This window comes from Reinekea sp. (assembly GCF_982785585.1).
Window position 1 is genome coordinate 66,601 of record NZ_CEYAVF010000005.1, and the last position, 19,339, is coordinate 85,939.

18 protein-coding genes are annotated in these 19,339 nt (G+C 53.1%); 8 read left to right on the top strand and 10 right to left on the bottom strand.

From position 1 onward, the window contains the following. Positions 1-21: 21 nt before the first annotated feature. From AC4FIC_RS03635 to AC4FIC_RS03655, 5 genes are all read right to left on the bottom strand, one after another. Entirely contained in the window at positions 22-1,149 is a 1,128-nt protein-coding gene (locus AC4FIC_RS03635; protein ID WP_100257038.1) for a cupin domain-containing protein, read from the bottom strand. A gap of 170 nt (positions 1,150-1,319) precedes the next feature. Beyond that, on the bottom strand, positions 1,320-2,696 hold the full coding sequence (gene purB, locus AC4FIC_RS03640; protein WP_100257039.1) for an adenylosuccinate lyase: 1,377 nt from the start codon (positions 2,694-2,696) through the stop codon (positions 1,320-1,322). Between the two features lie 61 nt (positions 2,697-2,757). Then, entirely contained in the window at positions 2,758-3,384 is a 627-nt protein-coding gene (hflD, locus tag AC4FIC_RS03645; RefSeq protein WP_100257040.1) for a high frequency lysogenization protein HflD, read from the bottom strand. A 21-nt stretch (positions 3,385-3,405) separates the two neighbouring features. Then, positions 3,406-4,500, bottom strand: a complete 1,095-nt coding sequence (gene mnmA / locus AC4FIC_RS03650; protein ID WP_100257041.1) for a tRNA 2-thiouridine(34) synthase MnmA — start codon at positions 4,498-4,500, stop codon at positions 3,406-3,408. Next, the gene (locus tag AC4FIC_RS03655) at positions 4,497-4,952 is read right to left on the bottom strand and encodes an NUDIX domain-containing protein (protein WP_100257042.1); all 456 of its coding nucleotides are present in this window, start codon (positions 4,950-4,952) and stop codon (positions 4,497-4,499) included. The genes mnmA and AC4FIC_RS03655 overlap by 4 nt, the downstream gene beginning before the upstream one ends. A 201-nt stretch (positions 4,953-5,153) precedes the next feature. On the opposite strand from AC4FIC_RS03655, the gene fabV reads away from it, so the two are divergent. Continuing rightward, positions 5,154-6,332 carry an enoyl-ACP reductase FabV gene (gene fabV / locus AC4FIC_RS03660; protein WP_273285576.1) on the top strand — a complete coding sequence of 393 codons (1,179 nt, stop codon included), beginning with the start codon at positions 5,154-5,156 and terminating at the stop codon, positions 6,330-6,332. On the opposite strand, the gene AC4FIC_RS03665 is transcribed toward fabV, so the two are convergent. Continuing rightward, the gene (locus tag AC4FIC_RS03665) at positions 6,244-6,951 is read right to left on the bottom strand and encodes a pseudouridine synthase (RefSeq protein ID WP_476194743.1); all 708 of its coding nucleotides are present in this window, start codon (positions 6,949-6,951) and stop codon (positions 6,244-6,246) included. The two genes, fabV and AC4FIC_RS03665, sit on opposite strands and share 89 nt — an antisense overlap. 166 nt (positions 6,952-7,117) lie before the next feature. Here AC4FIC_RS03665 and AC4FIC_RS03670 point away from each other — a divergent pair, with 166 nt between their 5' ends. Further along, positions 7,118-9,349 (top strand): NADP-dependent isocitrate dehydrogenase, encoded by a 2,232-nt coding sequence (locus AC4FIC_RS03670; protein ID WP_273285572.1) that lies wholly within the window; start codon positions 7,118-7,120, stop codon positions 9,347-9,349. A gap of 88 nt (positions 9,350-9,437) precedes the next feature. Here the strand turns inward: AC4FIC_RS03670 and AC4FIC_RS03675 are convergent, their stop codons facing one another. Beyond that, on the bottom strand, positions 9,438-9,701 hold the full coding sequence (locus tag AC4FIC_RS03675; RefSeq protein WP_100257046.1) for a cold shock domain-containing protein: 264 nt from the start codon (positions 9,699-9,701) through the stop codon (positions 9,438-9,440). Positions 9,702-9,977: 276 nt separating this feature from the next. Between AC4FIC_RS03675 and clpS the strand changes: the two genes are divergently transcribed. Both clpS and clpA read left to right on the top strand, forming a co-directional pair. Further along, positions 9,978-10,379, top strand: coding sequence for an ATP-dependent Clp protease adapter ClpS (gene clpS / locus AC4FIC_RS03680; protein ID WP_273285569.1), 402 nt, complete (start codon positions 9,978-9,980; stop codon positions 10,377-10,379). Between the two features lie 24 nt (positions 10,380-10,403). Then, a complete protein-coding gene (clpA, locus tag AC4FIC_RS03685; RefSeq protein ID WP_100257047.1) occupies positions 10,404-12,677 on the top strand; it encodes an ATP-dependent Clp protease ATP-binding subunit ClpA in 2,274 nt (757 codons plus the stop codon). A 77-nt stretch (positions 12,678-12,754) separates the two neighbouring features. Here the strand turns inward: clpA and infA are convergent, their stop codons facing one another. The 3 genes from infA to aat all read right to left on the bottom strand — a co-directional run bounded on the left by infA (position 12,755) and on the right by aat (position 14,565). After that, positions 12,755-12,973, bottom strand: a complete 219-nt coding sequence (gene infA / locus AC4FIC_RS03690; RefSeq protein ID WP_008043370.1) for a translation initiation factor IF-1 — start codon at positions 12,971-12,973, stop codon at positions 12,755-12,757. Between the two features lie 133 nt (positions 12,974-13,106). Then, positions 13,107-13,838, bottom strand: coding sequence for an arginyltransferase (locus AC4FIC_RS03695; RefSeq protein WP_100257048.1), 732 nt, complete (start codon positions 13,836-13,838; stop codon positions 13,107-13,109). After that, positions 13,825-14,565 carry a leucyl/phenylalanyl-tRNA--protein transferase gene (aat, locus tag AC4FIC_RS03700; protein WP_273285564.1) on the bottom strand — a complete coding sequence of 247 codons (741 nt, stop codon included), beginning with the start codon at positions 14,563-14,565 and terminating at the stop codon, positions 13,825-13,827. Before aat ends, AC4FIC_RS03695 begins: the two co-directional genes overlap by 14 nt. Positions 14,566-14,654: 89 nt before the next feature. Here aat and AC4FIC_RS03705 point away from each other — a divergent pair, with 89 nt between their 5' ends. Genes AC4FIC_RS03705 through crcB form a run of 4 tightly spaced genes read left to right on the top strand, consistent with a single transcriptional unit; the run spans position 14,655 to position 19,334 of the window. Then, complete coding sequence (locus tag AC4FIC_RS03705) at positions 14,655-16,976, top strand: DNA translocase FtsK (protein ID WP_476194744.1); 2,322 nt, start codon at positions 14,655-14,657, stop codon at positions 16,974-16,976. An 11-nt stretch (positions 16,977-16,987) separates the two neighbouring features. Then, positions 16,988-17,623, top strand: a complete 636-nt coding sequence (lolA, locus tag AC4FIC_RS03710; protein WP_100257051.1) for an outer membrane lipoprotein periplasmic chaperone LolA — start codon at positions 16,988-16,990, stop codon at positions 17,621-17,623. Beyond that, positions 17,623-18,939: a replication-associated recombination protein A gene (locus AC4FIC_RS03715; RefSeq protein WP_100257052.1), complete on the top strand. Its 1,317-nt coding sequence runs from the start codon at positions 17,623-17,625 to the stop codon at positions 18,937-18,939. The genes lolA and AC4FIC_RS03715 overlap by 1 nt, the downstream gene beginning before the upstream one ends. Further along, positions 18,939-19,334: a fluoride efflux transporter CrcB gene (crcB, locus tag AC4FIC_RS03720; protein WP_100257053.1), complete on the top strand. Its 396-nt coding sequence runs from the start codon at positions 18,939-18,941 to the stop codon at positions 19,332-19,334. Before AC4FIC_RS03715 ends, crcB begins: the two co-directional genes overlap by 1 nt. Positions 19,335-19,339: the final 5 nt, after the last annotated feature.

Sequence of the window (19,339 nt, forward strand, 5' to 3'; positions counted from 1 at the left end):
AGGCTGGCCAGAGCGGCCAGCTTAGCCCTCAAAGAAAACCGCGCCCAGGTTAATCAATGACCACAGTACCTTCTGCATAGGCTCGGATTCGGCGTATGCGGCGTGCGTAAAGACATCGCCATCACAAAGGCTGTTGAGCTGTTCCGGTGTTAAGTCCGTCACCATGGCCTGACCGTCGACGAATAAGACCGTGTCGGTGTAAGCCAGGCGGCTGGAGGCATTACGATAAATCGGATTGGCTCGCCAATGGCTTATAAATTCTTCAACCGCCCAATCGCCGGTTTCAACCGCCTGATCGTCGTATTTAGGCTGGGTCATATACTGTCCAAACCAGTTGGTTAAGAGCGCCGCGTTGTCGGCGTAGTCGTGCAAAATGGTCTGCAGCCGGACTATATCTTCGGGCCGTATTTCATGTGGCGCGCTGCTGCGATTGGCAAGCTCTGGATCGGCATAGCGATTGAAATCGGATACCTTGCTGGCCAAAAAATGACCAAAATCGCTGATCAGATCACTGTGTGCTGGCGCTCGAAACCCGACCGAGACGGTCAGGCAGTCGCTTAAGGCAGTGCCCCAATGGGCGAAGGCGGGCGGTATATAGAGCATGTCACCGGGCTGCAAAACCCATCGGTCCTGCTCTTCGAAGTCGGTTAGGATTTTCACCGGCAGCTGAGCGTTTATTTCACTGTTTTCATCACAGAGTTGGCCGGTCCTCCATTCACGTGTGCCCTCAACCTGGAGTAGAAACACATCATATTGGTCAAAGTGCGGGCCAACGCCACCGCCCTTGGTTGCAAAGGACACCATGATGTCGTCAATGCGCCACTGAGGCAGAAAATTAAAGCCGCTCAATAGGGTGCGGATTTCTGGAATCCAGTGATCCACAGCCTGTACCAAGAGGGTCCAGTTTTCTGGCCCCAACTCGGCGAAGTCTTCTTCGGCGAAGGGGCCATGGCGCAGTAACCATTCATCGGATTCCGGTAGATGTTTGATCAGACGAGATTCAACTTCCGGCTCCATCGCCAAACCGGCCAGTTCGTCGCCCGAAATGAGTTGCTCAGGGTTAAAGGCCTGGCGCAATAATTGGGGACTCTGTTGCCAATAGGTCGACAGAAAGGCATCGGCGTCAATATTTATCGAAGGTCTTGTCATAGTCAGATCCTAACCGGTTTTAGGTGATGGTAGTCTAGCAGAATTGAACGGCTTTGAAGACTCAAAGGGCTTGGGCTTGAATGGCAGGAGATGTTTGATTGAGTGGATCACGCTGTGCTCAAAACCCTGGGTCGTCGTTGCGGCGATGACCCAGAGCGGGGAGGGTGGTGCTAGTAGTCGCCGATCGTGCGCGCCTGAGTAACCGCATTGCCGATATAGGACGCAGGCGTCATGGCAAGCAGTTGAGACTTGGCTTCATCGGGCAAGTCCAGCTGCTGCACAAAATCGGTCATCATGGCCTCGGTAATAGCCTTGCCTCGGGTAAAGGCCTTCAGTTTTTCATAAGGTTCGGTGATGCCATAGCGGCGCATCACCGTTTGAATAGCCTCGGCCATGACTTCCCAGGCATTGTCCAAATCGGCGTTGATGCGAACCCGATTCACCTCAAGTTTGCTAATGCCTTTTAAGGATGACTGATAGGCGATCAGGCTGTGTGCCAGGCCGACCCCCATCGAACGCAGTACCGTGGAGTCGGTCAGGTCGCGCTGCCAGCGAGACAAGGGCAACTTGGCGCCCAGATGGCCCAGGATCGCATTGGCGATGCCCAGGTTGCCCTCGGAGTTTTCAAAATCGATCGGATTAACTTTATGAGGCATCGTCGAACTGCCCACTTCACCGGCAATGGTGCGCTGCTTAAAATAGCCTAAGGAAATATAACCCCAGATATCTCGATCGAAGTCGATCAATATGGTGTTGAAGCGCGCCAGGCTGTCGAACAACTCGGCGATATAGTCATGCGGTTCGATCTGGGTGGTATAGGGATTAAAAGTAAGACCCAGATCGCTCACAAATTGCGCGGCCGTGGCTTGCCAATCGATATCGGCGTAGGTCGCAAGGTGGGCATTGTAGTTACCCACGGCACCATTGATCTTACCCATATACTCTATACGTTCAACCTGCTTGATCTGGCGCCGCAGTCGGTAGACAACATTGGCCATTTCTTTGCCAACGGTGGTCGGTGAAGCTGTTTGGCCATGGGTGCGGCTGAGCATCGGCTGATCGGCGAGGTCTAGGGCGACCTGCTCGATCGCGTTGGCGACCTCTACTAGGGCCGGAACGATCACCTGTTGCATGCCATTTTTAAGCATCAGGGCATGGGATAGATTGTTGATGTCTTCAGAGGTACAAGCAAAGTGGACAAATTCCTGCAAGGCCGCCAGTTCGGGCTGGGCCGTTAACTTGGCTTTGAGGAAATATTCGATCGCTTTGACGTCGTGATTGGTGGTCGCCTCTATTGCTTTAATGGCGGCCGCATCGGCAAGCGAAAAATCACTGACAATCGCATCGAGATAGGCTGTAGCGGAGGCAGAAAACGCCGGACACTCCGGAATTTGGGGATGATTCGCGAGTTGCTGTAACCAGCGGACTTCCACCTCGACCCGATATCGAATTAGACCGAATTCACTAAAATAGGGCCTCAGGGAGGTCGTTTTGTTACCGTATCGCCCGTCGATGGGTGAAATAGCGGTGAGTGCTGACAGATCCATAATTAAAGCCTACCTTAAAACCAAGCGGAAAAAACGCGGCGAGTATACCTTAAAAGCGCCATTAGGCCACGTCGATCATCGCTTGAGCGGCGCGATGCAATTTTTGTCGATACCACATCAGGTGCCAGCGCCGGCCGCCCGACTGTCGCCACAACAGGGCACAGCGGACGCCATAGAGCAAAAGGGTGCGGACCTTTTCAGCGACCTTGGGGTTCTGTAAGTGGGTTGGGTTGCCGGTGACGCGAATGCGAAAGTTTAATTGACTGATGCTGTTCTGGTAACAACGCGCGGCAGAGCCGATCACGGCTTCATGACTGTAGCTGTCGAAATAGCGTTGCTGTTCAGCCGTTCGGGTCAAGGCCTTGGACAGCTCGTTCATCAGGTCGGAGCGCTTATCGAGTTTGGCCTGAACGGCCATAATAGCCATGGCGTACTGCAACACCTCCCGGCCGACGCCTCGGCCGTTCTTTGCCAGGGCGGTGTTTAAGATGGTTAAGCCATGATCGAGACTGGCCGGGCCATTAAATACATCATCGAACGAGCTGGGCGCCAGATTGAGGACGGTCTTTAACGCATTGGTCAGCTGGTCGCTGTCCAATTCTCCAGACTTGGCCAGTTGATCAACCAAACTGGCGGCCTGGAAAATGCCTGCCAGAGCCATGGTTTGGTGCGAGAGATTGGTAGACATTAGGTATCCTTTGCCATGCAGTTAAAGCCAGGTCGATTCGATTACACCACCGCCGAGACATCGATCGCCGCTGTAAAATACAGCGGATTGGCCTGGTGTAATGGCTCTTTGTGGCAAATCAAAATCAACAACATAATGGCCATCGGCTGTTTTGCTCAGCGCACAATGTTGATCTGGTTGGCGATAACGGTGCTTGCAAGTCACGGAAATCGGCAATTTGGGGCCTGTTTCGTCTACCCAGTAGACAGAATCCATGCGTAAATGCTGCGTGAATAGGGCCTCGTTGTCAGTGCCCTGCACGACGACCAGCACATTTCGATCTAGATCCTTATGGGCCACAAACCAAGGGGCTTCACCATAATGCGTGCCGCCTATGCCCAAGCCCTGGCGTTGGCCAATGGTGTAATACATCAGGCCCTGGTGTTGCGCTAAGGTCTCGCCATTGATGGTTTCGATGGCACCCGGCCGGGCCGGCAGATATTGTTTTAGAAAGTCGGCAAAACGCCGCTCACCAATGAAACAGATGCCTGTGCTGTCCTTCTTCTTCGCCGTGGCCAATTGGTATTTTTCGGCAATAGCGCGGACCACCGGTTTCTCCAACTCACCCACCGGGAAGAGGGTTTTGGCAAATTGCTCGTGGCCGACGGCATGGAGAAAGTAACTTTGATCCTTATTGCCATCGAGCCCGCGTAGCAGCTGAGCGCGGCCATCCACCAGCGCGGTTCGGGCATAATGGCCGGTCGCGATTTTGTCAGCGCCTAGGCTGAGGGCATAGTCGAGGAAGGCTTTGAATTTGATTTCGCGGTTACAGAGGATATCCGGATTGGGCGTTCGACCGGCCTTATATTCGGTGAGAAAGTGTTCGAACACCTCATCCCAGTATTCGGCGGCAAAATTGGCCTTGTGCAGCTTGATGCCCAGCTTGTCTGCGACCGCTTGGGCATCGGCTAAATCCACTTTGGCCGTGCAATGATCGGTGCCATCATCCTCATCCCAGTTTTTCATAAACAGACCCTCAACCTGATAGCCCTGCTCCAGCAGCAGGGCGGCGGTGACCGAAGAGTCTACCCCGCCAGACATGCCGACTATTACAGTTGTTGAGCCATTGGTGGTCATTGGTGATCTCCCAGGTACAGGTCATGAATAAGGTTGACAGGGTAAATGGGCGCATCCGGGCAATCTTCAAGGGTTTGGCGTGTTAATTCGCTTCTTAATTGATACTTATTAGCCTGCAGGTCGTCTAGATCGAGCCATTGAGCCGACAAGATGTCTGGATCGAGTGTTTCGCTCAACCGCTCTAGGGCCACGGCATGAAAACAAATCCGCAGATAGTGCGTGCCGCTGGTGCCATGAATGCCTTGGTAAATCGCCTGGAGACCTGTAATTTCAACTTTATAGCCGGTTTCTTCGAGGGCCTCGCGCTGTGCGGCGGCGATTAGATCTTCGCCATCCTCGACATGACCGGCAGGTTGATTCCAACAATTTATACCGTTATCTATTTCGTTTACCATAAGCATTTTGTTGTCCTGTAGACAGACAACAGCGACGGTGAGGTGAGGGTATGACATGGACAGAATCCTATTTTGTAGAGCTAATGCTGATTATCGTTTCATTCAACAGCGAATATAGCAATGGATTCACAAGTCTTATGCAAGTGGCGGGACGATTTTTGTCAGCAGTTCCATTAAACTAACCACAAAGTATAGATTAAATCGTATCGTTATTGGCGATGCCAAACACCCTAGGTGATTAAATAAAGGAAGTTATCGATGATCATTCAGCCCAAAATTCGAGGTTTTATTTGCACCACGGCCCATCCCACCGGCTGTGCGGCAAATGTTCAAGAGCAAATTGACTATGTTCAAGCTCATAAGGCCGACATTGACGGACCCAAAAATGTCCTCGTGATCGGCTGTTCCAATGGCTATGGCCTCGCCTCACGGATCACCTCCGCGTTCGGTTTTGGTGCCAATACTCTGGGCGTGATGTTTGAGAAAGAGCCGAGTGAACGCCGCCCGGCTTCAGCCGGTTGGTACAACACCGTTGCGCTGGAAAAGGCCGCTCAGCAACAGGGCCTATTTGCCAAGGCTTTGAATATGGACGCCTTTTCGAACGAAGCCAAAACGGCGGTGATTGAAGAAATCAAAGCCAATATGGGTAAGATTGACCTTGTCGTTTACAGTCTGGGCGCCCCCCGGCGGAAGGATCCGGTCTCGGGTGAGGTCTATTCCTCCACGCTGAAGCCGATTGGTCAGCAGGTAACGCGCAAGAATTTAAACACCGATACCAAGGTTGTGTCGGATATCACCTTAGAACCTGCTAGCGATGAGGAAATCTTCAATACCGTTAAGGTCATGGGTGGTGAAGACTGGGAACTATGGATCGAAGCCTTATTGGCGGCCGATGTCCTGGCTGATGGCGCCAAGACCACTGCATATACCTATATCGGTAAAGACCTGACCTGGCCAATCTATGGTGGCGCCACTATCGGCAAGGCTAAGGAAGACCTCGACCGCGCCTCGACTGCAATTGGCACACGTCTAGCCAATAGCGTAAACGGCCAGTCCTATGTGTCAGTCTTAAAAGCTTTAGTTACGCAGTCGAGCTCTGCCATTCCGGTTATGCCGCTCTATATATCGGCGTTGTATAAGGTTATGAAGGAAGAGGGCACCCATGAGGGTTGCATCGAGCAGATCTTTGGACTGATGTACCATCAGCTCTATTCTGGCCAAGCGCTCAATTTGGACGATACCGGCCGAATTCGTATGGAGGATAACGAATTAAAGGATTCGGTCCAGCAACGAGTTGCTGAGCTCTGGGCGCAGGTAAACACCGAAAACCTGACCGAGGTAACCGACTTTAACGGTTACCAGGCCGAGTTTTTCCGCCTCTTTGGTTTTGGTTTTGAAGGAGTCGACTACGCTGCGGAGGTCGACCCGATCGTTTAGTCGACGCAACCTGTGATGGGGGGGCCTTGGGGCCCCCTTTTTTGGCTTCACAGTTTATACCGTTATCTAAGAGCATATCTTCGGTTAATTCCTTAACCTGGCCGGGCATTAGGTCAACGACAGACAGGTTAGCCAATTCCGATCGGATCAAGCGCAGGGTCGGTAGCCCAACCGCGGCCGTCATCCGGCGTACCTGCCGGTTACGGCCCTCCGTCAAGGTGAGTGAAATCCAGCTGGTTGGTATAAGGCGTCGGCTGCGGATCGGCGGTGTTCTCGGCCATAGCCAAAGGGGTGGTTCTATGGCCTCTGCCCGACAGGGTGCACAGGCTCCATCGGTGAGTGTCACGCCCTGGCTTAATTGCGCCAGCTGAGCGGGCGTGACCTGACCTTCCACCTGGGCCAGATAGGTCTTCGCGACCTTGAACAGGGGGTGCATCATGCGGTGAATCAGGGCGCCATTGTCGGTCAACAACAGCAGGCCTTCAGAATCATAATCCAGTCGGCCGGCGCCGTAGATGTCGGGTACCCTGATATAGTCGGCCAAGGTCGCTCTGCCACGATCATCGGTAAACTGGGTTAATACCTGAAAGGGTTTATTAAAGAGTAGGTAGCGCGGCATAAATGGGTATTTCTTCCTCGTGTGGCGACGGGTCTATTAGTGCAATTAGCCTAAAGTCCGATTACTTTCGCGCCTTCAGCTGCTATTATCCAGCGCAAATTTACAGCGATTGACGTGTGGGTAAGCGCTCTTTGCCGACATTTTCTGCAGACTACTAGGAAATTCCATGACTGATTCAAAAGCTAAAATAATCTATACGGAAACAGATGAAGCACCAGCCTTAGCAACTTACTCGCTGTTACCCATCGTGGCTGCCTTTACGAAGGCCGCCGATGTTGCCGTCGAAACTCGAGACATTTCCCTTGCGGCGCGGGTTATCGCCAGTTTTTCTGAATTTTTAGCGGAAGACCAACGTATTTCGGACGATTTGGCCGAGCTCGGTGAGCTGGCCAAGCAGCCGGATGCCAATATTATCAAATTGCCCAATATCAGCGCTTCTTTGCCGCAATTGATCGCTACTATCAAGGAACTGCAAGCAAAAGGCTATCAGATTCCGGATTACCCGGCAGAACCGACCAACGATGCCGAACGCGATATCCGCAGCCGCTTTGATAAAATCAAGGGCAGTGCGGTCAATCCGGTCTTGCGGGAGGGTAACTCCGACCGTCGCGCACCCGCTTCGGTAAAACAATATGCGCGCAAAAATCCGCACAGTATGGGCGCGTGGAGCACTGAGTCTAAAACCCACGTGGCCTCGATGTCAGCCGGGGACTTCTATGGCTCGGAAACGTCCATAACCCTAGAGACCGCGACTCAATACCAGATTGAGTTGCATGCAGACGATGGCGCCGTAACGGTTCTGAAAGGATTCTCTGCGCTGTTAGCCGGCGAGATAATCGATTCGGCCGTAATGAGCCGAAGTGCCTTGCGAGCCTTTTATGCTGAGCAAATTAGCGACAGTAAGAAGCAGGACCTGCTGTTTTCATTGCATCTCAAAGCCACCATGATGAAAGTCAGTGACCCGGTTATCTTTGGTCACGCCGTCACGGTTTTTTATCAGTCTGTGTTCGATAAGTTCGGTGCAGAGTTGGCGCAAATTGGTGTCGACGTCAATAATGGCTTGGGCGATCTTTATAGCAAACTGCATCTGCTGCCCGTTGCCCGCCAAGCTGAGATCGAGGCCGAGATCGCCGAGGTGTATCGCCACGCGCCTGAGATGGCAATGGTCAATTCTGATAAGGGCATCACCAACCTGCATGTCCCAAGTGACATCATTATCGATGCCTCCATGCCAGCGATGATTCGCACCTCAGGCAGAATGTGGGCGCCAGATGGTCAGCCTAAGGATACCAAGGCCGTTGTGCCGGATCGAAGCTATGCCGGAGTCTATCAGGCCACCATCGATTTTTGCCGCGAGCACGGCGCCTTCGATCCAACTACCATGGGCACCGTGCCCAATGTCGGTCTGATGGCGCAAAAGGCCGAAGAATACGGCTCACATGATAAAACCTTTATCTTGGCAGCCTCCGGCACCGTCAAGGTCGTTGATCAAGACGGTCAGTTGTTGCTGTCCCAGGCCGTCGCTATCGGTGATATCTTCCGTATGTGCCAGGTCAAGGACGCGCCAATTCAGGATTGGGTCAAATTAGCCGTCGTGCGCGCGCGTGCAACCGGCTGGCCAACAATCTTCTGGCTCGATGAGCAACGTGCTCACGATCGTGAATTGATTAAAAAGGTTCAGCACTATTTGCAAGATCACGATACCCAGGGTCTGGACATTCAGATCATGTCACCTTTTGCCGCCACCAGTTATACCTTGGCGCGTCTGAAAGCGGGTGACAACACCATCTCAGTGACCGGTAATGTGTTGCGCGACTATCTAACCGATCTGTTCCCCATTCTGGAATTAGGCACCTCGGCGAAAATGCTGTCTATCGTGCCGTTAATGAACGGTGGGGGCCTGTTTGAAACCGGGGCAGGTGGCTCCGCCCCCAAGCATGTCGAACAATTTAACCAGGAGAACCATCTGCGGTGGGACTCATTGGGCGAGTTTTTGGCGCTGGCCGTCTCGTTGGAACACTTGGCACTGACCTTTAACAATCCCAAGGCGCAGATATTAGCCGATACGCTCGACAGCGCGACGGCCCGGTTCCTGGACCAAAATAAGAGCCCGTTGCGCAAAACCGGCGAACTCGATAACCGCGGCAGTCATTTCTATTTGGCGATGTATTGGGCGCAAGCCTTGGCCGCTCAGAACAGCGATGCGGAATTGAAGGCCGCCTTTGGTGCCGCAGCCACGGCGTTAGTCAGTCAGGAAGCGGTTATTGTTGCGGAATTGAACGCCGTTCAAGGTCAGGCCATAGACGTCGGTGGCTACTATCGACCGAATAAGGCCAAAATCATTGCGGCAATGCGACCGAGCGCAACCTTTAACGCCATATTGGACGCCATTCGTTAAGCCAATCGGCGTTGCTGGGGTGTAAGTAAGGTCACCCCCAAAATCAGAAAAGCCCGGATAAACCGGGCTTTTTCGTCTCACTCAGAACCTAGTTTGGCTCTTTCGCAGTGGTCTTAGGTGCAATGGATGCTCCGACAGTCGCTTCCGATTTGGCAACCTGGATATTGACGGCGTGAATACCATGTTCAGACTTGACCGTTTCGAACTCCACTTCTTGTCCAGCTTTTAGCGTTTTGTAACCTTCCATTTCGATAGAAGAGAAATGTGCAAATAAGTCCTCCTTATGGTCATCACAAACGATGAAGCCAAACCCTTTGGCATTATTAAACCATTTTACTTTCCCTACAGGCATAACTGACCCCTTACGACCTAACTATACTAAGATATACCGCTGATCTGCCGTACTGCTTGAACCGAACTGTCAACAACTGCGCGCAACCGATGTCGAAGGATATTTACGTTCAATCCCTAACAATTGCGACGTGCTACTATGGAATACCGTTGAAACTTTCAAGTCAACCCCCATTTAATCAAGTTATGATCGATCAGGCGTTAGAATTGAGGATTGGTTCTAAACTATTCGATCCATATTCTCTGACGTTCGTATTCATTAATAGAGTTATAGATAATGTCATTTCGTCCTACTATCAAAACAATGTCTAGGCCAACGTCCCTTGGTGTGATTCTGGGTACAAGACTATCGGACGACGGTCAATCGTCGCCCGATGGTACCGGTGATGTCGCCGTGCAACCGGTGGATCCTGAATTAAAGAAACCATCGTTGTTCCGTGTTGTCCTCATGAACGATGATTTCACACCGATGGAATTCGTAGTGCACATTCTGGAGCAGTTTTTCGCAATGAATCGAGAAAAGGCTACCCAAGTGATGCTGGCAGTGCATACTCAAGGTAAAGGCGTATGCGGCGTCTACACTAAAGATATCGCTGAGACAAAAGCTGCGCTAGTTAACGATTATTCGCGTGAGAACCAACATCCACTGATGTGTGAAGTTGAAGAGTTAGACGATTGATTTCGTCGAGGAAGGGTGAATCATATGTTGAGTAAAGATTTAGAGTTAACCCTAAATAGTGCATTCAAGGAGGCTAGGGCGAAGCGGCACGAGTTTATGACCGTTGAGCACCTGCTACTTGCACTGTTGGACAATCACGCTGCTGCCGATGTGTTAAATGCCTGTGCGGCGGATATTCCCCAGTTACGCCGGGATTTGATCGAGTTTATCGATTCCACCACGCCCTTGATCTCGGTCGGTGATGAAGACCGTGAAACGCAACCGACACTCGGCTTTCAGCGCGTGCTGCAGCGGGCCGTGTTCCACGTCCAGTCGTCGGGTAAAAAAGAAGTGACCGGTGCCAATGTGCTGGTTGCGATCTTCTCTGAGCAAGAGAGTCAGGCCGTCTACTTCCTGAAACAACAGAGTATCTCGCGTATCGATGTGGTCAATTTCATCGCCCATGGTATCTCGAAGGTCCAGTCGGATGATCCGGAACAGCAGGACTTTCAACAGGATGGAGGGCAAGAAGAGGCCGGCGGTGAAGCCAGTGGCGGTAATCCATTGGATAGCTTTGCCACCAATTTAAACGAGGCAGCCAAGAAAGGTCGTATTGATCCCCTAGTTGGGCGTGACTACGAAGTTGATCGGGTGGTGCAGATACTGTCTCGTCGGCGTAAGAACAACCCTCTGCTGGTTGGTGAGACCGGCGTGGGTAAGACGGCAATCGCTGAGGGCCTCGCCAAACGGATCGAAGACGGCGAAGTGCCCGATATTATGCTCGGTGCCCAGGTCTATTCACTCGATCTCGGCGCGTTGCTGGCGGGTACCAAATATCGCGGTGACTTTGAGAAGCGTCTGAAGGGTTTGCTCGCCGAGTTAAAGAAGCGTGACAAGTCGATTCTATTTATCGATGAAATCCATACTATTATCGGTGCCGGTGCGGCCTCCGGTGGCGTTATGGACGCATCGAACCTGCTCAAGCCGATGTTGAGTTCCGGTGAACTGCGCTGCATTGGTTCGACCACCTATCAGGAATTTCGCGGTATTTTTGAGAAGGACTCGGCCTTAACCCGCCGTTTCCAAAAAATCGACGTCAATGAACCGTCGGTCGAAGAGACCTACCGTATCCTGAAGGGTTTGAAATCCCGCTTTGAAGACCATCACCACCTACGATATACCGATAAGGCTCTGCGTGCCGCGGCTGAGTTATCCGACCGTTACATCACTGATCGCCATTTACCCGACAAGGCTATCGACGTTATTGACGAAGCCGGCGCTGCCGAGCGACTCAAGTCCGAAAGTAAGCGCAAGAAGTCGATCGGCGTGAGCGATGTTGAACGCGTTGTCGCATTGATTGCGCGCATACCCGCGCGATCGGTTAACAAGGACGATAAGTCGTTGCTGGCCAATCTGGAACGCAATCTGAAGATGACCGTCTTTGGCCAGGATGAAGCGATTGAGAATATCTCCTCCGCGATCAAGTTGGCGCGAGCGGGTCTGAAATCGGCCGACAAGCCGATTGGCTCCTTTCTCTTTACCGGCCCTACCGGCGTGGGTAAGACTGAAGTCACCAAGCAGCTGGCCGAGTCCCTTGGCGTGGAGTTGCTGCGTTTCGATATGTCTGAATATATGGAACGCCATACCGCGTCCAGGCTAATCGGTGCGCCACCGGGCTATGTTGGCTTCGATCAGGGTGGATTGCTAACCGATGGCATCAATCGGCATCCGCACAGCGTGTTGCTGCTCGATGAAATTGAGAAGGCCCATCCAGATGTTTTCAACCTGCTGTTGCAGGTCATGGATCATGGCACCTTAACCGATAACAACGGCCGTAAGACGGATTTCAGAAATGTCATCATGATTATGACCAGTAATGCCGGCGCGCAAGAGATGAGCCGCCGATCGGTTGGTTTTACCACCCAGGACAATTCGACCGATGGCATGGAGATGATTAAAAAGACCTTTACGCCGGAGTTCCGCAATCGCTTGGACGGTACGGTCCAGTTCACCGCCTTGTCGCGTGATGTGGTGATGAATGTGGTCGATAAGTTCTTGGTTGAGTTGCAGGCCCAGCTGGACGACAAGCGGGTGCATATGGAAGTCGACAAGGATGCGCGCGAATGGCTGGCTGAGACCGGCTACGACAAGGCGATGGGCGCACGTCCTATGGCCCGACTGATCCAAGAGAAGATCAAGCGGCCACTGGCCGATCTGATCCTGTTTGGACCGCTGGCCAGCCACGGCGGCTCTGTCTTGGTGTCGTTAAAAGACGGGGAGTTGGATGTCAGCGTTATCGGCGAGCTGGCTGAAGCTTAAATTGACCGCCGGGTGACCGGCGCGGCAATAAAAAAAGCACCCTAGGGTGCTTTTTTTGGTTTCTGGCTTAGCAGTGATTAACGCGCGCGATAAACGATGCGACCCTTCGTTAAGTCATAAGGTGTGAGTTCAACTTTCACCTTGTCACCCGTTAAGATACGGATGTAGTTTTTGCGCATTTTTCCGGAAATATGAGCGGTAATAACATGACCATTCTCAAGCTTTACGCGGAACATAGTATTTGGAAGGGTATCAAGGATCTCTCCTTCCATTTCAATCACATCTTCTTTTGCCATATTTCCTATAGAAACCTTTGAGTTCATAACGGCGCGCATTCTGCCTGAAAAAACGGCAATTAGCAAAAAATATGCAACCTTTTTTACTGGAACCAGATTTAGTGGCTGATTTTGAGCCAGCAGCGGGTCGGATTTACGCGCGCTGCTCTAGCGCCTGCCATTGACCATCGATCAATAGTTCGGTGGGCTGGTATTGCGTCTTGTATTGCATCTTACGACAGCCGGGCACCCAGTAGCCTAAATATAGGTAGGGCAGGCCCCATTGCTGAGCCAGATGGATCTGACTCAGGATGCTAAAGACACCCAGAGAACGCTTATCTAGATCGGGGTCGAAAAAAGTGTAAACAGCCGACAAGCCAGTGGGCAGCTGATCGGTCACGGCAACGCCAACCAATCGGTCATCGAGGGTCAGATGCAGCTGAAAGCTGAATTCATTGTTAATCGCCAGGAAATCGCTATAGGTGGCTTCGGACGCCGGAAACATCTCACCGTCGGCATGGCGCTGCGCGATATAGCGTTCAAACAGGTCATAGTCGGCCTGGCGGAAGACGCAGGGCTGAACGCTGACCTGAATATCTTGATTTTTGTTCCAAATACGCTGCTGAGATTTCTTCTTCTGAAAATCCTGAATCGGGACGCGAGATGGGATACAGGCGTGACAGGTTTTACAGTCCGGCCGAAACAGGTGTTTGCCGCTGCGCCGAAAGCCGGCCTGTGTCAATTGCTCGTAGAGATCCAGGGTGACAGCCAGGTCCGGATCGAGAAAGAGGGTGCGAGACTGTCGATCGGCCAGGTAGCTGCAATCGTGCTCGGTGGTCCGAAATAACTTTATCGAGCCCTCAGGCAGGGTTTCAGGATCGGTCATCGTGGGGCGCTCTCATCTTTTGCTCGAACAGCTGCTGAAGGACGTTCGGATCCAGCATGGCCAGACGGGTTAATGTGCGGGGTAGGTTGCTTTCAAAGGTTGGGCGATCGACCAATTGAGCCCCGAGCGAATCCAGATAGGGATTATAGAGCTGACAGTCAATCAGCGCCATGCCCTGTTGCCGCGTCCATTCGCTCAATGCCACGAAGGCAAACTTTGAGGCGCTGGGGCTCAAAGAAAACATGCTCTCACCAAAGAATACCCGGTCTATCGCCACACCATAGAGCCCGCCCACTAATTGGCCACGATCGTGAACCTCGATCGAGTGCGCCCAACCATCGCGGTGTAAAGCCAAATAGCCCTGTTTCATCGGCCTGGTGATCCAGGTGCCGTCATTGCGCAGGTCATTTTGCGCGCAGTGGTGCATGACTTGCTCGAAGCAATGATTCACCGTGATCTCAATCTGGCTGGCGCGAAACAATTTGCGCAGCGTCCTGGAGCGATGCGCCATGCCGGGCAGCATTACCATGCGCGGCGTCGGCGACCACCAGAGAATCGGCTCGCCGTCATTAAACCAGGGGAATATGCCGTGTCGATAGGCCTCCAACAGCCAGGGTGTGGTTAACGCTCCGCCTACCGCAAGTAGGCCACTGGGTTCGCTGAGCGCCTGATGGATGCTCGGAAATAGGGGATCGAGTTGGGGATCGAGCCAGTGCAGATGGTTCATAAAAAGTGTCACTATTTCAATAAGTTGGCAGCCATACTGTGGTATATTATGACCAATTTCCGGTGCAATACAGCAACAAGGGTGATTTCTTGGCTGAAAGACTAAAGTCCTATCATGCAGATGATCGGCTGATAGAGATAAAAAATCGATTTGTCCTCGACGCGTTGTGGATTATCGCGTTGACGGTGGGGCTATTTTTGTCCCTGGCCTTGATGACCTATAACGCCTTAGATCCGGGCTGGGCCATCGTCGGCGCCAATCAGCAGGTGGTCAACCTGGCGGGTTCAGCAGGCGCCTGGCTGGCATCCTTATTGATTAGCGGAATAGGCATCTTCAGTTATTTCTTGCCGATTTTTTGCTTCTACCAAGCCTGGATGGTGTTTCGTGAGCGTACCCATCCTCTGGGTTGGAATCCACTCATTACCTTGATTCGAGCACTTGGCTGGTTAATTTTTATCGCCGTCGGCTGTGCCCTGGTCGCGGTGCACACCGCCAGCGATCTGCCCGGCCATGCTGGGGGTTGGCTTGGACTGGCCCTCTCAGACTGGTTTTTTCCGATTTTTGGTTTAACCGGTAGCACGATGATTCTGGTCTTAGTCGGGTTTTTATCCCTGACCCTAGCGGCCAATATATCCTGGTTGGCGGTGGTTGATGCGATCGGTCTGTTTATCTTCACCCAGGTAGACCATTGGAGCCAGCGCTGGCGTCTGCACCGCAAAGCCGTCGCTGAACAAACGCAGGTCAAGCAGGTTGTTGAGCTGCGCAAGCAGAACTTGGAGGTGCAGCTGGAGATCCAATCCAAGCGCGTGCCGCCGCAGATCAAGCCTCTGATTAAGCAAGACGTGGCGCCGAGCACCCGAGTGGTCAAAGAGCAGCAGCAATCGCTCTTTGAGGACAGCGAACCGTCTGGCCGCTTGCCAGCGATCAGTTTGTTGACCCCGTCGGCCGGGGACCCACGCAGTGGCTACAGCGCTGAGGCGCTCGAAGCCATGTCGCGCATGTTAGAAATTAAATTGAAGGACTTTGGCGTTGTGGCCGAGGTGACCGAGGTCGCCCCAGGCCCGGTTATTACCCGGTTTGAGATTCAGCCCGCTGCTGGCATCAAGGTGTCCAAGATTACCAATCTGGCGAAGGACTTGGCGCGTTCTATGGCCCTGGTCAGTGTCCGGGTGGTGGAAATCATTCCCGGCAAAACTACCGTTGGGATCGAAATTCCCAATGAGCAAAGGGCCATTGTGCGCCTCAGTGATATTCTCGGTTCCAGCGTTTACGACGACTCGAAAAGCGTTCTGACCCTGGGCTTGGGGCATGATATAGGGGGCACTCCGGTGGTCGCCGATCTGGCCAAAATGCCGCACCTGCTGGTCGCCGGCACCACCGGCTCCGGCAAATCGGTGGGCGTCAACTCGATGCTCTGCAGCCTGCTGTTCAAGGCCACGCCCGAAGAGGTTCGACTGATTCTAGTCGACCCGAAGATGCTCGAATTATCGGTCTACGAGGGCATTCCGCATCTGTTAACACCAGTGATTACCGATATGAAAGAAGCTGCTGGCGGCTTGCGCTGGTGCGTGGCCGAAATGGAGCGGCGTTACAAGCTGCTCGCCTCAGTGGGCGTGCGTAACATCGGTGGTTTTAATAAGAAGGTCACCGAAGCCAGTAAGAATGGCGAGCCGATCCGCGACCCACTCTATGATCCCAGCCAAGCCATGGACCCTACCGAATTGGCCCCGATCCTGGTGTCCTTGCCCTTTATTGTCGTGGTGATTGATGAATTCGCCGACATGATGATGATTGTCGGCAAGAAGGTTGAAGAGCTGATTGCCCGGATCGCCCAAAAAGCCCGGGCCGCCGGCATCCATCTTATTCTGGCTACCCAGCGACCCTCGGTCGATGTCATTACCGGTCTGATTAAAGCCAATATTCCAACCCGCATCGCTTTTCAGGTGTCCTCGCGGATTGACTCCCGAACCATTCTCGATCAGGGTGGGGCAGAGCAGTTGCTCGGTCATGGCGATATGCTCTATATGCCGCCTGGCACCAGCCTGCCGGTGCGCGTGCACGGGGCCTTTGTCGACGACGATGAGGTCCATGCCATCGTTGCCGATTGGAAAAAACGCGGCAGCCCCAATTATCTCTCGGCAATCGCCCTAGCCAGTGAACAGGACGCCGCCGGGACATCGGGTTTTGAGGGCGAAGATGAAGATGGCGAAGCCGATGCGCTGTTCGATCAGGCAGTGGAGTTTGTAACCCAGAGTCGAAAGGCCTCTATCTCATCGGTTCAGCGCAAGCTTCGGATCGGTTACAACCGTGCCGCCCGATTAGTTGAAACCATGGAGTCGGCCGGCATTGTCAGTCCGCCGGGCCATAACGGCGCACGTGAGGTGCTGGCACCTCCGCCGCCCTCAAATTAGAAGAGAGTCTTATGCGTAATAACTTGTTGACCCAACTGTTGCTGACCAGTCAAATTTTATGGCTTGGCACCAATGTCTGGGCCGATGACGCCGCCCGGCAGCAGTTGATCGAACGACTGGAGGCACCGACAACCCTAAGCGCCAATTTCGAACAGCGAACCTTCTCGGAAAGCCAGAATTCGGTGACCCTGTCGACCGGGCTGATGCGCATCGCCAAACCGATGCGCTTTGCTTGGCAGGTTTTTGAGCCCTTTGAACAGCAGGTGATCTCCGACGGTGAAACGCTCTGGGTCTTTGATCCCGATCTAGAGCAGGCGACCTATCAACCCGTAGGAAGCTCGGTGCAGCAGTCTCCAGCGATGATTCTGTCACAACCGCGCCAAGTACTGACCCAACAGTATGACGTTCTCGAGGCCAGTACCGACGCTTTAGTGGTATACCGGCTGTTTCCGCTCGATACCAATTCGGTGTTTAGCGAGCTGACCCTGACTTTTAAACAAAATTTGATCGCCGAAATCCGCATTCTCGACAGCCTGGGTCAACAAACGCTGATCAACCTGACGGATGTGGTGGCCAATGCGCCGCTCGACGACGCGCTGTTTTCTTTTAATCCGCCTCCCGGCACCGACATGTTCGAGCAAATGTAATGGCCGACCTGTTCGCTAAGGGCGATATTTATCGGCCGCTGGCTGAAATGCTGCGCCCGAGTGACCTAAGCGGCTATATAGGACAAAGTCATATACTGGGACCGAGCAAGCCGTTGCGCAAAGCCCTAGAACAAAAAAATCTGCACTCGATGATTTTTTGGGGCCCGCCTGGGGTCGGCAAAACAACGCTGGCGAAGATTATCTCGCATACCGTCGATGCCCGTTTTGAGAGCATTTCGGCCGTCCAAGCCGGCGTCAAGGATATTAAGCTGGCTGCCGAAAAAGCCCGTCAGGCGCAAGGTCATGGCGATCGCACGGTGCTCTTCGTCGACGAGGTGCATCGCTTCAATAAGGCCCAGCAAGATGCCTTTTTGCCCTATGTTGAAGACGGTACCTTTATCTTTATCGGTGCCACGACCGAAAATCCCAGTTTTGAATTGAACTCGGCCTTATTGTCGCGGGCTCGAGTCTATGTCTTGAAATCCTTTAGTGATGAGGAGTTACAACAGTTGTGGCGGCGGGCGCAAGACTTGGAGCCCAGACTGGCGGCCATCGATTTCGACCGCGACAGCATCGGATTGATGTGCCAATACGCCGATGGCGATGCTCGCCGCTTTCTCAATATGATCGAAATCGCCTTGGATTTTTTCGAGCCCGGCCAACAGGTGACCAAACAGAGCATTGGCGATCTGCTGCAGGCGCAACCGCGGCGCTTCGATAAGGGCGGTGAGAACTTTTACGATCAAATCTCGGCCTTTCATAAGAGCATTCGGGGCTCCTCGCCCGACGGTGCGCTCTATTGGTTATGCCGCATGCTCGATGGCGGCATCGAACCGCTCTATTTGGCCCGCCGGATGGTGCGCATTGCCTCTGAAGACATCGGTAATGCCGATCCGCGGGCCCTCACACTGGCGCTCAGCGCCTGGGACAGTCAGCAACGTCTGGGCAGTCCCGAGGGCGAACTGGCCTTGGCACAGGCGGCTGTCTATTTGGCTAGTGCGGCCAAATCCAATGCGGTTTATAAGGCCTTTAATGCCATGATGGCGCAGGTGCGCAGTGCGCCGAGCGAAGAGGTGCCAATGCATTTACGCAATGCGCCGACCCAACTGATGAAAGATCTGGAGTACGGCCAGGCCTATCGCTATGCTCACGATGAGCCCCATGCCTATGCAGCAGGGGAGCACTATCTGCCGCCCTCGTTACAGAGTGAGCAATTTTACCAGCCGGTCGAGCGTGGCCTAGAAGCCAAAATTGGTCAGAAACTGGATTTCCTCCGCAGTCTAGATCAGGCCGCCGGGTCAGAGGACAGTCGTTGATGAGTACGTTAACAATTTGGCATTGGTTGGTTATCGGATTGGGCGGCGGCCTGGGTGCCATGGCGCGCTTTGCCACGGTCAGTTGGTTAAATCGACTACACGGTAGTCAATTTCCCTGGGGCACCTTCAGCGTAAATGTCGTGGGCAGCTTTATAATGGGCTTGGCTTTTGTTTTTTTCACCCTAAAATACCCACAGCTACCCGGTACCTGGCGCGCTTTCGTGCTCGTCGGGGTGTTAGGTGCCTTTACCACCTTTTCCAGTTTTGCCCTGGAAGCGTTATCCTTGTTCCAACAGCAACAGCTAACTCTAGCCCTGATGTATCTCGTGGCATCGGTGATCGTCTGCATGATCGCCGTCTCGGCCGGATACGGATTGGGCAAATTTATTTTCTAATTAAG

Coding starts and splice junctions, on each gene's coding strand:
- AC4FIC_RS03635 (WP_100257038.1), bottom strand. CDS start 1,149: ATGACAAGACCTTCGATAAATATTGACGCCGATGCCTTTCTGTCGACC.
- purB (WP_100257039.1), bottom strand. CDS start 2,696: ATGGATCTGTCAGCACTCACCGCTATTTCACCCATCGACGGGCGATAC.
- hflD (WP_100257040.1), bottom strand. CDS start 3,384: ATGTCTACCAATCTCTCGCACCAAACCATGGCTCTGGCAGGCATTTTC.
- mnmA (WP_100257041.1), bottom strand. CDS start 4,500: ATGACCACCAATGGCTCAACAACTGTAATAGTCGGCATGTCTGGCGGG.
- AC4FIC_RS03655 (WP_100257042.1), bottom strand. CDS start 4,952: ATGTCATACCCTCACCTCACCGTCGCTGTTGTCTGTCTACAGGACAAC.
- fabV (WP_273285576.1), top strand. CDS start 5,154: ATGATCATTCAGCCCAAAATTCGAGGTTTTATTTGCACCACGGCCCAT.
- AC4FIC_RS03665 (WP_476194743.1), bottom strand. CDS start 6,951: ATGCCGCGCTACCTACTCTTTAATAAACCCTTTCAGGTATTAACCCAG.
- AC4FIC_RS03670 (WP_273285572.1), top strand. CDS start 7,118: ATGACTGATTCAAAAGCTAAAATAATCTATACGGAAACAGATGAAGCA.
- AC4FIC_RS03675 (WP_100257046.1), bottom strand. CDS start 9,701: ATGCCTGTAGGGAAAGTAAAATGGTTTAATAATGCCAAAGGGTTTGGC.
- clpS (WP_273285569.1), top strand. CDS start 9,978: ATGTCATTTCGTCCTACTATCAAAACAATGTCTAGGCCAACGTCCCTT.
- clpA (WP_100257047.1), top strand. CDS start 10,404: ATGTTGAGTAAAGATTTAGAGTTAACCCTAAATAGTGCATTCAAGGAG.
- infA (WP_008043370.1), bottom strand. CDS start 12,973: ATGGCAAAAGAAGATGTGATTGAAATGGAAGGAGAGATCCTTGATACC.
- AC4FIC_RS03695 (WP_100257048.1), bottom strand. CDS start 13,838: ATGACCGATCCTGAAACCCTGCCTGAGGGCTCGATAAAGTTATTTCGG.
- aat (WP_273285564.1), bottom strand. CDS start 14,565: ATGAACCATCTGCACTGGCTCGATCCCCAACTCGATCCCCTATTTCCG.
- lolA (WP_100257051.1), top strand. CDS start 16,988: ATGCGTAATAACTTGTTGACCCAACTGTTGCTGACCAGTCAAATTTTA.
- AC4FIC_RS03715 (WP_100257052.1), top strand. CDS start 17,623: ATGGCCGACCTGTTCGCTAAGGGCGATATTTATCGGCCGCTGGCTGAA.
- crcB (WP_100257053.1), top strand. CDS start 18,939: ATGAGTACGTTAACAATTTGGCATTGGTTGGTTATCGGATTGGGCGGC.